This window comes from Pseudomonas sp. MC6, assembly GCF_054790575.1.
In genome coordinates this window covers 3,799,011-3,812,261 of the sequence record NZ_CP186504.1, presented here as the reverse complement: position 1 = coordinate 3,812,261, position 13,251 = coordinate 3,799,011, and the positions used below count along the sequence as shown (strand labels likewise).

At 59.8% G+C, this 13,251-nt stretch carries 9 protein-coding genes and 1 pseudogene; 9 read left to right on the top strand and 1 reads right to left on the bottom strand.

Going from position 1 to position 13,251, the window contains the following annotated elements; translation table 11 throughout:
• Positions 1–60 precede the first annotated feature (60 nt).
• Positions 61–975, bottom strand: coding sequence for a LysR family transcriptional regulator (locus tag ACOYXE_RS17150; protein WP_460926325.1), 915 nt, complete (start codon positions 973–975; stop codon positions 61–63).
• A gap of 215 nt (positions 976–1,190) precedes the next feature.
• Between ACOYXE_RS17150 and ACOYXE_RS17145 the strand changes: the two genes are divergently transcribed.
• From ACOYXE_RS17145 to ACOYXE_RS17105, 9 genes and pseudogenes are all read left to right on the top strand, one after another.
• Complete coding sequence (locus tag ACOYXE_RS17145) at positions 1,191–3,548, top strand: hypothetical protein (RefSeq protein WP_460926324.1); 2,358 nt, start codon at positions 1,191–1,193, stop codon at positions 3,546–3,548.
• A 150-nt stretch (positions 3,549–3,698) separates the two neighbouring features.
• A complete protein-coding gene (locus ACOYXE_RS17140) occupies positions 3,699–4,421 on the top strand; it encodes a tellurite resistance TerB family protein (protein WP_460926323.1) in 723 nt (240 codons plus the stop codon).
• 368 nt (positions 4,422–4,789) lie between these two features.
• Positions 4,790–6,413 (top strand): annotated as a pseudogene (locus ACOYXE_RS17135) (methyl-accepting chemotaxis protein).
• Positions 6,413–6,961 carry a chemotaxis protein CheW gene (locus tag ACOYXE_RS17130; RefSeq protein ID WP_460926322.1) on the top strand — a complete coding sequence of 183 codons (549 nt, stop codon included), beginning with the start codon at positions 6,413–6,415 and terminating at the stop codon, positions 6,959–6,961. Before ACOYXE_RS17135 ends, ACOYXE_RS17130 begins: the two are co-directional and overlap by 1 nt.
• Positions 6,958–8,229: a CheR family methyltransferase gene (locus ACOYXE_RS17125; protein WP_460926321.1), complete on the top strand. Its 1,272-nt coding sequence runs from the start codon at positions 6,958–6,960 to the stop codon at positions 8,227–8,229. The genes ACOYXE_RS17130 and ACOYXE_RS17125 overlap by 4 nt, the downstream gene beginning before the upstream one ends.
• Positions 8,226–8,909 carry a chemotaxis protein CheW gene (locus ACOYXE_RS17120; protein ID WP_405122247.1) on the top strand — a complete coding sequence of 228 codons (684 nt, stop codon included), beginning with the start codon at positions 8,226–8,228 and terminating at the stop codon, positions 8,907–8,909. Before ACOYXE_RS17125 ends, ACOYXE_RS17120 begins: the two co-directional genes overlap by 4 nt.
• Positions 8,906–11,194 (top strand): hybrid sensor histidine kinase/response regulator, encoded by a 2,289-nt coding sequence (locus ACOYXE_RS17115; protein WP_405122246.1) that lies wholly within the window; start codon positions 8,906–8,908, stop codon positions 11,192–11,194. The genes ACOYXE_RS17120 and ACOYXE_RS17115 overlap by 4 nt, the downstream gene beginning before the upstream one ends.
• A complete protein-coding gene (gene cheB, locus ACOYXE_RS17110) occupies positions 11,191–12,201 on the top strand; it encodes a chemotaxis response regulator protein-glutamate methylesterase (protein ID WP_160056137.1) in 1,011 nt (336 codons plus the stop codon). The genes ACOYXE_RS17115 and cheB overlap by 4 nt, the downstream gene beginning before the upstream one ends.
• Before the next feature lie 48 nt (positions 12,202–12,249).
• Positions 12,250–13,251 carry a response regulator gene (locus ACOYXE_RS17105; RefSeq protein ID WP_160056147.1) on the top strand — a complete coding sequence of 334 codons (1,002 nt, stop codon included), beginning with the start codon at positions 12,250–12,252 and terminating at the stop codon, positions 13,249–13,251.

The following is a 13,251-nucleotide window of genomic DNA, read 5'->3' as shown; positions in this document are numbered from 1 at the left end:
AGCAAGACTAGTGCGCGGCTCCGAGGTCGACAAATTCTAAATACTGAAGGCAGCATTCGATTAAATAGATGGCTTGCGACCGCCATGTGGTTGTTCGCGGGCCACGGTGAGGAAGGGGTCGACCAGCGCCGGGCGCGCGGTGCCACGGCGCCAGGCCAGACCGACGTCGAGGGTCTGGTTGAGGTCGGCGATCGGCCGCGCTTCGATGATGTCGCCCTCCAGTGACCACGGGCGATAAGTCATGTCCGGCTGAATCGACACGCCCAAACCGGCGGCGACCAGGCTTCGCACGGCCTCGGTGGACGCGGTTCTCAAAGTGATTTTCGGTTGCAGCCCGGAACCGCGCCAGAAACGCTGGGCGTTGCGATCCATTTCATCGACGTTGAGTTGAATCAACGGTTCGCGGGCGACGTCGGCGAGATTGATGCTGTCGTGTTCCAGCAGTGGATGCTGGGCCGGGAGCCACAAACGGTGCGGTGAGTGGGTCAGTACTTCAGTCTGCAAAGCGTGGCGATCTTCGAGGTTGGAGAGGATCAACACGCCGACATCGATCTCGCCACTGACCAGCAAATGCTCGATGTAAGGGCGCTCGTCTTCCATCACGCGGATGTCGACGTTGGGATAGGCGCGTTGGAATCGTGTGAGCAAATCCGCCAGGTAATAACCGGCGACCAGACTGGTTACGCCGACGATCAACTGCCCGGCGACCTGATCGGTGCTTTGTTGAAGGCTGCGCTTAGCGTTGTCCACGGTCGCCAGAATCAGGTGCGCCTGACGCAGGAATTGATGACCTTGGTGCGTCAGCGTCATGCCCTTGGCGTGGCGGCTGAACAGGCTGACGCTGATTTCCTCTTCCAGTTGCTGGATCGCCAGAGTCAGGGTCGATTGGGAAATGAACGCGGTTTGTGCGGCGGCAGAGATCGAGCCGGTCTCGGCCACGGCGATGAAGTGACGGATCTGACGCAGGGTCATCATGACGGGAATACCCGATGGGCGATTTAATCGATGGCTCGGACTGTATATCTTTTTATTCGATGGATCGATTTCCGAAAATGAATCGCCAGTTTGCTCCTGCCATTCGTCGGGAAAGGGCCTCTACCTGTAATTTCTGACAGTTGTCCATGTAGCCCTTATCGGCGCTCACTGATTGCAGAGATTTCTGGCGTTCAATTTGCGATAAGGAGATTCACATGGACACGATCCCCACCGGGCAGTCTGATAGCTCAGAACCGGTAGCTCCGACTTGTTTGCCACAAAGTGATGAGCTGATGTCAGGTGTCATGGAGGTGGACAATCAGGTGCTGGCGTTGAGTCCACCTGATCTGCCAGAAGCCATACGACCGGTCAAAGGCGCGCATTTGGGTGTTCCATTGCGCATCTATGATTTGGCGCCGAAAGGCGCAAAAGTTGTCTTCGATCCGTATCTGAACCAGCGACGGGGCGATACGGTGTTTTTGAATCTGAATGGTCAACCCGGCATCGACAGTGTGCAGACGCTCGCCGAAGACGATGCTGTAACACTGCACATTCCCCATAAGTTACTGCTTCCCGATGTTGTTAACCGGATCACCTGTACCGTGAAGCGGGGCAGTGGAAACATTGGCACCTCCGAGCCACCGCTGGAGTTGCTATACAACAAGGTCCGTCCCGGTAATCAAGACACCACTCCAGGAGACGGCGAACATTCCGAGCTTGAGTTGATCCTGTCCGATGCATTGCGCAACGGCGTTGGCCCGGACTTTCCTGCCGCTGGTGCCCAAGTGTGCGTTTCTTATCCATATTGCCGTGCTTTTGACCGCATTCGATTGAACCTCAACGGCCATGATGTGTACCACGATGTCACCGAGACTCAGGCGCCAGATCCGGGTTCCAGTGATCCGGTCAAGGTCTGTTTCAGCGTCACCCGTGCAGACTTGGAAAGGGCCGGGGATCATCCGAAATTCAACATCTCTTATACGGTTACCGATCAGTTGGGTAACAATCCGGATCCGGACTCACTCTGGTCGGCTGTGCAAACCATTGATGTGGATTTGGCGGGTAACCAATTGCCCAAGGCTTTGTTGCGCGAAATCCTTGATGATCCCGAGGATGACCCGGATATTCAACTTGAGAAGCTCGGTGCAAATGATTTGCTGATCGTTGTACTCACCAGTGATCCGCGTTTCCTGTTTGGCGATTTGATCTTTGCCACCTTCACCGCAAGAGTCACAGGCAACCCGGACGTTGTCGTTACGGCCACGGGCACCGTCGGCAAAGACCAGTTCGGGCAGAAGCAACCGAGCATTTTAAAGATCGAGAACAAGAGCGTTATCGCTGGTAGTGACGTGTCGGTGACCTACACACTTATCAGAGAGGGCGCCTCGGTCGGCAACTCGGCAGTCACCACTGCCAAAGTCAAGGGCGAGGGGTTGCCAGGGTTGCTTGCACCGCAGCTGCTCAAATCCGTCAAACAAGTCCTCGACCCACTGGACTCTGCCAATCTGCAAGGTGCTACGGGTCGGGTCGAAATCGTCGGTTATCTTCCGCGCCCGGACGAAAAATTCCTCCTCATCGTTAAGGGCGCCGCGGGAGCGGGATCTCCAACCTTCGAGCCCAAGCCGCTGAATTCCTACAGTCGGGCCAACTTTCAACTCGACAGTGCATTCATTGCGGCGAATCTCGGCAAGCGGGTCGAGCTCAGTTCTGTACACCTGCGCGGAGACAAGCCGATTCAGACATCGCCGATACTTGCGGCCACTATCGGGCCCATTACGGACTACCATCCTGACCTGCCGAGCCCGATTATCGGTGATGCGCATGGTGGCGATCTGGACGTCACGCAACTGCACGCGCAAACGCTTCTGGATGTCAGACAGTGGCCACATCAAGTCAAAAACCAACCGGTCTCGCTCATTTACAGCGGTACAGACCGCGATGGAAAAGTGACGAGTTTCGAGGACAAGGGAATTCTTGCTCCAGCTTCAGGGCTGAGCCGTTCAATACCTTTGAATTGGCTTTTCACGCTGGGTGACGCAAGCCAGCTGAGCATCGGTATGAGCGTGAATTATTCGGGCAGCCCCGATGGCAAGCAGGTCGTGAAGTTTCCGGAGAGGATCTATACGGTCAAGACATTGTTGGTCGAGAATTTTGAAAATGAGCTTTCTCGGACGATCAGAAGGGCAGGTGAGGTGCTGGTTACACCGGTTCTTACCTTCAAGCTGTTGACGACTGCGGTTTGGCCGGCTAATCCGGCTGTCTATACACACGCGGAAATAGGCACTGGTGAGCCTGGCAAACAACTTCATTGGTATGTGGTGGCGCAAGAGAAAGCAGATATTACGTTCATTCGGCCATGCCAAAAGGTGAACTTCAAATTCGCTGCAAATCAACCCCTGAATACCTATGGCGAAGTTCATTTTTATGACAACGACGGCCGCTCTCTCGGACAAGTCAGACTCGATAGGCCATACAGAGTTATCGAATTCTCAGGGTTGAATATCAAGAGATTGGAGCTTGTCGCACGAGGTAACGTTGCCTGGGTGTTTGACGATTTTGTGCTGACGCCTTGATGACTGAACACAGTGGATGGGCTTCTTCAATTTATGGCGCACAAGGAAGAGCAGTAATATCTGGAAGCACACTCACTGGCAGGTCGTGGGCACTTTCGAACTAGGCTGAAAGCCTTATAGAGCCGGATACCCCTAGTTTGGAGGCGTGACATGAACACCCGTGGATTGCTCGATCAATTACTCAAGTCCGGTCAGGATCTGTTGCAGAACAAGGCGGGCGGTGCGCAAAACAAATCGGCTGGCGGTGGCTTGGGCGGTTTGCTTGGCGGCGCCTCTGGCTCCGGCGGCCTCGGCGGTCTGCTGTCGGGCGCCGGTGGCGGTGCACTCGCGGCTGGCGCGATGGGCCTGCTGCTCGGTAACAAGAAGGTGCGCAAGGTCGGCGGTAAAGTCGCGATTTACGGCGGGCTAGCTGCGCTTGGTGTGCTGGCGTACAAGGCTTACGGCAACTACAACGCGCAAAAAGGCACAGCGCCACAAAGCGAGCCGCAAACCCTCGACCGCTTGCCACCGGCACAAGCCGAACAGCACAGTCAGGCCATTCTCAAGGCGCTGGTCGCCGCCGCAAAGGCTGACGGCCACATCGATGACCGTGAGCGCCAACTGATCGAAGGCGAATTCACCAAACTCGACAACGACCGGGAGCTACAGCACTGGCTCCACGCCGAACTCAACAAACCCCTCGACCCGACCGATGTCGCTCGCGCCGCGAGTACGCCGGAGATGGCCGCGGAGATGTACATCGCCAGCGTGATGTTGGTGGATGAGGAGAACTTCATGGAGAAGAGCTATCTGGATGAACTGGCGCGACAGTTGAAGCTCGAGCCGGGGTTGAAGTCGGAGCTGGAGAAGCAGGTGCGGCTGGCCTCTGTGTAGAGACGGCGTGCTTTAACAATCGCAACCCCCTGTGGGAGCGAGCCTGCTCGCGAAAGCGCCGGGTCAGACGACATCGATGTTGACCGTTCCGGCCTCTTCGCGAGCATGCTCGCTCCCACAGGTTATTCCGGCGTGCACGGAGCCTGCTCGCGATGATGTTTCAGCCTCACTGCATACGCCATGGCCGATCTATCGCCTCCTTTTGCCAGTACCCCACTGGCACGCCCACCCGTAATTGTCGGACATTCCCACCCCAGAGCCCTCCCGCAAACCACTGCGGACGGGCCCGAAGGTTAAAAAGCGTCTTATAAATGAAACACCGCCCTCGGCTATACTCCCCGCATTTCGATCAGGCACGAGGAATCACTGTGAAGAACTGGACGTTGCGCCAACGCATTTTGGCGAGCTTTGCGGTGATTATCGCCATCATGTTGCTGATGGTCGTCGTCTCGTATTCGCGACTGTTGAAGATTGAAACCAGTGAAAACAGCGTGCGCGATGACGCGATTCCCGGCGTCTATTACAGCTCGATGATCCGTGGCGCCTGGGTCGACAGTTATCTGCAGACGCAAGAACTGCTCGGGCTCAAGGAAGGTCAGGGGGTTTCCAGCGAGGACGCGGCAGACTACAAGGCGTTCGAGGCGCGTCTGCAAGAGCAAATGGCCAACTATCGCAAAACCATGGCCACCGACGAGGACCGTACCGAGTTCGCTACGTTCGAGAAGTACCACGACGCCTACATCCAGATTCAGGATGCCGTACTGGATCTGCATAAACGCAATCTGGAAGCCGACGCGGTCAAGATGTTCCACGATAAGCTCACACCCGCCTGGTATTCCGGGCGTATGAAGCTCAACGACATCATCGGTGAAAACAAGAGAGTCGCCGATCAGGCCATGAACAATATCGACGATGCCGTGGCGGCTGCCAAAGTCAGCATGTTCATTTCCCTGCTGGTCGCCGTGTTCGCCGCTGGCCCTGTGCGGTCTGTTGTTGATGCGCGCGATCATGGCGCCGATGAACCGCATTGTGCAGATCCTCGAAACCATGCGCACTGGCGACCTCAGTTCGCGCCTGAACCTTGAGCGCAAGGACGAGTTCGGCGCCGTCGAAACCGGCTTCAATGACATGATGACCGAGCTGACCGCGCTGGTGTCCCAGGCGCAGCGTTCTTCGGTGCAGGTCACCACCTCGGTGACCGAGATCGCCGCGACCTCCAAGCAACAACAAGCCACCGCTACCGAAACCGCCGCGACCACCACAGAAATTGGCGCGACCTCCCGCGAAATCGCCGCCACGTCGCGCGATCTGGTGCGCACCATGACCGAAGTGTCCACCGCCGCCGATCAGGCCTCGGTGCTGGCCGGCTCCGGCCAGCAAGGTCTGGCGCGGATGGAAGACACCATGCACTCGGTGATGGGCGCGGCCGATCTGGTCAACGCCAAACTGGCGATCCTCAATGAGAAGGCCGGCAACATCAATCAAGTGGTGGTGACCATCGTCAAGGTCGCCGACCAGACCAACCTGTTGTCGCTCAACGCAGCGATTGAAGCGGAGAAGGCTGGTGAATACGGTCGCGGTTTTGCCGTGGTCGCCACCGAAGTGCGGCGTCTGGCGGATCAGACAGCTGTTGCCACTTACGACATCGAACAAATGGTTCGCGAGATCCAGTCGGCGGTGTCTGCCGGTGTGATGGGCATGGACAAGTTCTCTGAAGAAGTGCGCCGTGGCATGTCAGAAGTGCAGCAGGTTGGCGAGCAGCTGTCGCAGATCATCCATCAGGTACAGGCGCTGGCGCCGCGGGTGTTGATGGTCAACGAAGGCATGCAGGCCCAAGCCACCGGCGCCGAGCAGATCAACCACGCGCTGGTGCAGTTGGGCGATGCCAGCAGCCAGACAGTCGAGTCGCTGCGTCAGGCCAGTTTCGCCATCGACGAACTGAGCCAGGTGGCCGTCGGGCTGCGCAGCGGCGTTTCGCGATTCAAAGTCTGATGAGCGAAATCATCGCCAAACGGAGCGCCGCGCAGGTGGCGAAGCCGGCGTTGTTCCTGCTGTTTCGCATCGGCAGCGAGCGTTACGCCCTGCGCGCCACCGAAGTGGCGGAAGTGTTGCCGCGCCTGCCGTTGAAGCCGATTGCGCGGGCGCCGCAGTGGGTAGCAGGCGTATTCGCCTATCGCGGTGCGGTGGTGCCGGTGATCGACCTCAGCGCATTGACCTTCGGCCATGCCGCCGAGGCGCGCACCAGCACCCGTCTGGTGCTGGTCAATTATCGGCCGGATGAAGCGCAGCCCGCGCAATGGCTCGGGCTGATTCTCGAACAGGCCACCGACACCCTGCGTTGCCATCCGCAGGAGTTTCAGTCTTACGGCCTCGACAATCGCGAGGCGCCTTACCTCGGCCCCGTGCGCGAAGATGCCCAGGGATTGGTGCAATGGGTGCGGGTCAATGACTTGCTCGATGACGCCGTGCGCGGTGTGCTGTTTCCCGATCCGCCGCTGAATCCGCCGCTGAATCCGGCGCAGCTTGAGGCGCAGCCATGAGCAGTGATCAGCGTTTTTTCGACTTTCTCAAGGAACGCATCGGCCTCGATGTGACGTCGGTCGGCCCGGCGATCATCGAGCGGGCCGTGCGCCAGCGCACAACGCTCTCGCAAGCCGCGCATGCCGATGAATATTGGCAATTGCTGCAAGGCTCACGGGATGAGCAACAGGCGCTGATCGAAGCAGTGATCGTCCCGGAAACGTGGTTTTTCCGTTACCCGGAATCCTTCGCCACGCTGGGTAAGCTGGCGCGCAATCGCCTCGCTGAACTGAACAACATGCGTGCACTGCGCATCCTCAGCCTGCCGTGTTCCACCGGCGAAGAGCCTTATTCGATTACCATGGCCTTGCTCGATGCCGGGCTCAAGCCGCATCAGTTCAAGGTCGATGGCATGGACGTCAGCCCGCTGTCGGTGGAGAAGGCGCGGCGTGCGCTGTATGGCAAGAATTCGTTTCGCGGTCAGGATCTGGATTTTCGCGACCGGCATTTCACGGCTGAGCAGGAAGGCCATCGGGTCAATGACGACGTGCGTGAGCAGGTGCGTTTGCAGGTCGGCAATGTGCTCGATCCGACGCTGTTGGCCAGTGAGCCGGCGTTCGATTTCGTGTTCTGCCGCAACTTGCTGATCTATTTCGATCAGCCGACGCAAAAACTGGTGTTCGAGGTGCTCAAGCGCCTGACGCATTTCGATGGCGTGCTGTTTATCGGCCCGGCCGAGGGCAGTCTGCTCGGGCGTTTGGGCATGCGCTCGATCGGTATCCCGCAATCCTTCGCTTTCAGCCGCCACAGCGATCCGCACCCCGAACCACTACCGACGCCCAAACCGGTCGCGGTGCCGGTCAGCCAACCACTGCGCAGTCCGCCACCGCCGGTTGTGCGTACTCGACCGTTTGCCGCAGTGACTCCACTGCCGATTGCCAGCAACAGTGCGAACCCGGACGCCGCGACCCTGCTGGCCAACATCGCCGCGCTGGCCAACGAGGGCAAAAGTGCTGAGGCACGGGCCGCGTGCGAACAGTATTTGCGCAGCCACGAACCGGTGGCTCAGGTATTTTACTGGCTCGGTCTGCTCAGCGATGTCGCCGGCCTGACCCTCGAAGCCCAGGGTTTCTACCGCAAGGCGTTGTACCTCGAACCGCAACATCCCGAAGCGTTGATGCACCTGGCCGCATTGCTGCAGGCCCAGGGCGACAGCGTCGGTGCCAGACGATTGCAGGAGCGCGCCGCCCGCAGCGGGCGCACCGCCGACAGTGAGCGTAAACGATGATCCCGTCCGACACCTTGAACGTCACCCACGAAGACGCCCGGGCCATCGACGATTGCTGGAACCGCATCGGCATTCATGGCGACAAGTCCTGTCCGCTGCTTGAAGACCACATTCATTGCCGCAATTGCTCGGTGTATTCCGCCGCCGCCACGCGCCTGCTTGATCGTTATGCGTTGCAGCAGGATGAGCGCGACCCGGTGGCGACTGCCGTAGAAAGCGATGTGAAAACCCGCTCGTTGCTGATGTTCCGTCTCGGCGAAGAATGGCTGGGGCTGGCGACGCGCAGTCTCGTTGAAGTGGCGCCGCTGCAAGCGATTCACTCGCTGCCTCACCAGCGTTCGCGGGCCTTGCTCGGCGTGGCCAATGTGCGCGGCGCGCTGGTGGCGTGCCTTTCGCTGGTCGAGCTGCTCGATCTGGATGGCAATGCCGTGCCGGCCACAGGAGTGCGAATCATGCCGCGCATGTTGATCATCGCCGCCCATGGCGGGCCGGTGGTGGTGCCGGTGGATGAAGTTGACGGGATTCATGCCATCGACGAGCGCATCCTCGATGCAGCGTCGCAATCCGGGGCGCAGGCCAGCGCCAAATACACCCGTGGTGTTCTGCAATATCGGGGGCGCAGCCTGCGTTGGCTGGATGAAGAACAGCTGCTGTCCGCCGTGACCCGGAGCCTCACATGACCCCCGAGCAAATGCGCGACGCCTCCTTGCTGGAGCTGTTCAGTCTCGAAGCCGAGGCCCAGACCCAAGTGCTCAGCGCCGGGCTGCTGACACTCGAGCGCAACCCGACCCAGGCCGATCAACTGGAATCGTGCATGCGCGCCGCGCACTCGCTTAAAGGGGCGGCGCGGATTGTCGGCATCGACAGCGGCGTCAGCGTCGCTCACGTCATGGAGGATTGCCTGGTCAGCGCACAGGAAGGACGCTTGTTGCTGCGGCCCGAGCATATCGATGCGTTGTTACAGGGTACCGATTTGCTCATGCGCATTGCGACGCCGACGAATGCGCCGCAGCCGAGTGATATCGACGCTTACGTGGCGTTGATGGCGAGTTTGCTCGATCCGTCGACACCGCCGGCAACGCTGATTGCACCGTCGATGGCCGAGTTGCAACTTGACGCGCCGCCGGTGTTTGAACCTGCGCTGGCTCCGATCATGGAAGCCCCAGTCGAAACCTCGGAACCGGCGCCACGCAAAAACAAACGCACCACCGAAGGTGGCGAACGCGTCTTGCGCGTAACCGCCGAGCGCCTGAACAGCCTGCTCGATCTGTCGAGCAAATCGCTGGTGGAAACCCAGCGCCTCAAACCGCATCTGGCGACCATGCAACGCCTCAAGCGTATGCAGAACAACGGTCTGCGAGCGCTGGAAAACCTCAACGTCCATCTCAAAGAACACGCGCTGAGCCTTGAAGCGCTGGAAGCGTTGGAAGACGCGCGGCGTTTGCTCGCCGAATCCCAGCAACTGCTGAGCGAGAAAAACGCCGAACTCGACGAATTCGCCTGGCAGGCCAGCCAGCGCGCGCAAGTGCTCTACGACACGGCGTTGGCCTGTCGTATGCGGCCCTTCGCCGACGTCCTCACCGGTCAAGTGCGCATGGTCCGTGATCTGGGCCGCAGCCTTGGCAAACAGGTACGGCTGGAGATCGAGGGCGAAAAAACCCAGGTCGACCGTGATGTGCTGGAAAAGCTCGAAGCGCCGCTGACGCATTTGCTGCGCAATGCCGTCGATCACGGCATCGAAACCCCGGAGCAACGTTTGCTCAAGGGCAAACCCGAAGAAGGCCTGATCCGCCTGCGGGCTTCACATCAGGCCGGACTGCTGGTTCTGGAATTGAGCGATGACGGCAACGGCGTCGATCTGGAAAAGGTTCGTCGCAGCATCATCGAACGGCAGTTATCCCCAGCGGAAACCGCCGCGCAGTTGAGCGAAGAGGAACTGCTGACCTTCCTGTTCCTGCCCGGCTTCAGCCTGCGCGACACCGTCACTGAAGTGTCTGGGCGCGGCGTCGGCCTCGATGCTGTTCAACACATGGTTCGCCAGTTGCGCGGTGCCGTGGTGCTGGAGCAGGCAGCGGGCGAAGGCAGTCGCTTCCATCTGGAAGTGCCGCTGACCTTGTCGGTGGTGCGCAGCCTCGTCGTGGAAGTCGGCGAAGAGGCCTACGCGTTCCCACTGGCGCACATCGAGCGCATGTGCGATCTGGCCCCGGAAGACATCGTGCAGGTCGAGGGCCGTCAGCATTTCTGGCATGAAGACCAGCACGTCGGGTTGGTTGCTGCCAGTCAGTTGCTTAACCGTCCGGCCAGTCAGAGCAGCGGCGAAACCCTCAAAGTTGTGGTGATCCGTGAGCGCGATGCGATTTATGGCGTTGCCGTGGAGCGCTTCATTGGCGAGCGCACCCTGGTGGTGTTGCCACTCGATGAGCGGCTGGGCAAAGTGCAAGACATCTCCGCCGGAGCTTTGCTCGACGACGGCTCGGTGGTGCTGATCGTCGATGTCGAAGACATGCTGCGGTCGGTGGATAAACTGCTCAATACCGGACGCTTGGAACGCATCGCCCGCCACGGCAATCAGGCTGCTGAGGCAGCGCGTAAACGGGTGTTGGTGGTCGACGACTCGCTGACGGTGCGCGAGCTGCAACGCAAGCTGCTGCTCAATCGCGGCTACGACGTCGCGGTGGCGGTGGACGGCATGGACGGTTGGAACGCGCTGCGTTCGGAGGACTTCGATTTGCTGATCACCGACATCGACATGCCGCGCATGGACGGCATTGAACTGGTCACGTTGCTGCGTCGCGACAACCGTCTGCAGTCGCTGCCGGTAATGGTCGTGTCGTACAAGGATCGTGAAGAGGATCGCCGCCGTGGCCTGGACGCCGGGGCGGACTATTATTTAGCCAAAGCCAGTTTTCATGACGACGCCCTGCTCGACGCAGTGGTCGAGCTGATCGGGGGAGCGCGGGCATGAAGATCGCAATCGTCAACGACATGCCCATGGCGGTGGAGGCACTGCGCCGGGCGTTGGCCTTCGAGCCGGCGCATCAGGTGGTCTGGGTCGCCCGCAACGGCGCCGAGGCGGTGCAACTGTGCGCCGAAAACACCCCGGATCTGATCCTCATGGATCTGATCATGCCGGTGATGGACGGCGTCGAAGCCACCCGCCGGATCATGGCCGAAACCCCGTGTGCCATTGTCATTGTGACCGTCGACCGCCAGCAGAACGTGCACCGGGTCTTCGAAGCCATGGGCCACGGCGCGCTGGATGTGGTCGATACACCGGCACTCGGTGCTGGCGACGCTCGGGACGCCGCCGCGCCACTGTTGCGCAAGATCCTCAACATCGGCTGGCTGATTGGCGACAAAGCGCCGCGCTCACGTCCCGCGCCGACGCCTCCGCGCAGTTCGGGTTCGCGCCAGCGATTGGTGGCGATCGGCTCATCGGCAGGTGGGCCGGCGGCGCTGGAGGTGTTGCTCAAAGGCTTGCCGAAGGATTTCTCGGCGGCGATTGTGCTGGTGCAGCACGTCGATCAGGTATTCGCCGCCGGCATGGCAGAGTGGCTGGCCAGCGCCAGCGGCCTCGATGTACGACTGGCCCGTGAAGGCGAACCGCCGCAGGCTGGCGCCGTACTGCTGGCCGGCACCAACCACCATATTCGCTTGTTGAAAAACGGTACGCTGGCCTACACCGCCGAGCCGGTCAACGAGATCTACCGTCCCTCGATCGACGTGTTTTTCGAAAGTGTCGCCAGTTATTGGACTGGCGACGCTGTCGGGGTTTTATTGACCGGGATGGGACGCGACGGCGCGCAAGGGCTTAAGCTCATGCGCCAACAGGGCTACTTGACCATCGCGCAGGATCAGCAAAGCAGTGCGGTGTACGGCATGCCCAAAGCCGCTGCGGCCATTGATGCCGCCGTAGAAATACGTCCGCTGGAAAGAATAGCGCCGCGATTGCAGGAGGTTTTCCCCAAATGATCAGGTCAATCCGCAATCCTGGCCTCCGCAGTACTCAGGTGACCGCCCATGAATGACTTACAGATCGACGACATTAAAACCGACGAAAACGCCGCCATGGTGTTGTTGGTGGACGATCAGGCGATGATCGGCGAAGCCGTACGCCGTGGGCTGTCGAATGAAGAGAACATAGACTTTCACTTCTGTTCGGACCCGCATCAGGCCATTGCGCAAGCGGTGCGGATCAAGCCGACAGTGATTTTGCAGGATTTGGTGATGCCCGGTCTCGATGGCCTGAGCCTGGTGCGTGAGTACCGCAATCACCCTGCGACCAAGGACATTCCGATCATTGTCCTGTCGACCAAGGAAGACCCGCTGATCAAAAGCGCGGCGTTCTCGGCCGGGGCCAATGATTACCTGGTGAAACTGCCGGACACTATCGAACTGGTGGCGCGCATCCGCTATCACTCGCGCTCGTACATGACCTTGTTGCAACGTGATGCCGCGTACCGCGCGCTACGGGTCAGCCAGCAGCAATTGCTCGACACCAATCTGGTGCTGCAACGCCTGATGAACTCCGACGGCCTTACCGGGCTGTCCAATCGCCGGCACTTCGACGAATACCTGGAACTGGAGTGGCGCCGTTCGCTGCGGGATCAGAGCCAGTTGTCGTTGCTGATGATCGACGTTGATTACTTCAAGCACTACAACGACAGTTTTGGCCACGTTGAAGGTGATGAGGCGTTGCGCAAGGTCGCCACGGCGATTCGTGATGCCAGTGCGCGACCGTCGGACCTGCCGGCGCGTTATGGCGGTGAGGAATTTGTGCTGGTGCTGCCGAACACCTCGCCGGGCGGCGCGCGACTGGTGGCGGAAAAGCTGCGGCAGACTGTGGTTTCGCTGAAGATTCCGCACAACACTCCGGCGGAAGGGGCGAGTCTTACGATCAGTATTGGTCTGGCGACGATGGTGCCGCAGGCGGGTAGCGATTGTCGGTTGCTGATCTCGGCGGCGGATCGTGGCCTTTACCTGGCTAAAAACAACGGGCGTAACCAGGTCGGGATCGAGTAA

Bases quoted from the DNA above. Each gene is read 5' to 3' on its own strand.
- ACOYXE_RS17150 (WP_460926325.1), bottom strand. From the start codon at position 975: ATGATGACCCTGCGTCAGATCCGTCACTTCATCGCCGTGGCCGAGACC.
- ACOYXE_RS17145 (WP_460926324.1), top strand. From the start codon at position 1,191: ATGGACACGATCCCCACCGGGCAGTCTGATAGCTCAGAACCGGTAGCT.
- ACOYXE_RS17140 (WP_460926323.1), top strand. From the start codon at position 3,699: ATGAACACCCGTGGATTGCTCGATCAATTACTCAAGTCCGGTCAGGAT.
- ACOYXE_RS17130 (WP_460926322.1), top strand. From the start codon at position 6,413: ATGAGCGAAATCATCGCCAAACGGAGCGCCGCGCAGGTGGCGAAGCCG.
- ACOYXE_RS17125 (WP_460926321.1), top strand. From the start codon at position 6,958: ATGAGCAGTGATCAGCGTTTTTTCGACTTTCTCAAGGAACGCATCGGC.
- ACOYXE_RS17120 (WP_405122247.1), top strand. From the start codon at position 8,226: ATGATCCCGTCCGACACCTTGAACGTCACCCACGAAGACGCCCGGGCC.
- ACOYXE_RS17115 (WP_405122246.1), top strand. From the start codon at position 8,906: ATGACCCCCGAGCAAATGCGCGACGCCTCCTTGCTGGAGCTGTTCAGT.
- cheB (WP_160056137.1), top strand. From the start codon at position 11,191: ATGAAGATCGCAATCGTCAACGACATGCCCATGGCGGTGGAGGCACTG.
- ACOYXE_RS17105 (WP_160056147.1), top strand. From the start codon at position 12,250: ATGAATGACTTACAGATCGACGACATTAAAACCGACGAAAACGCCGCC.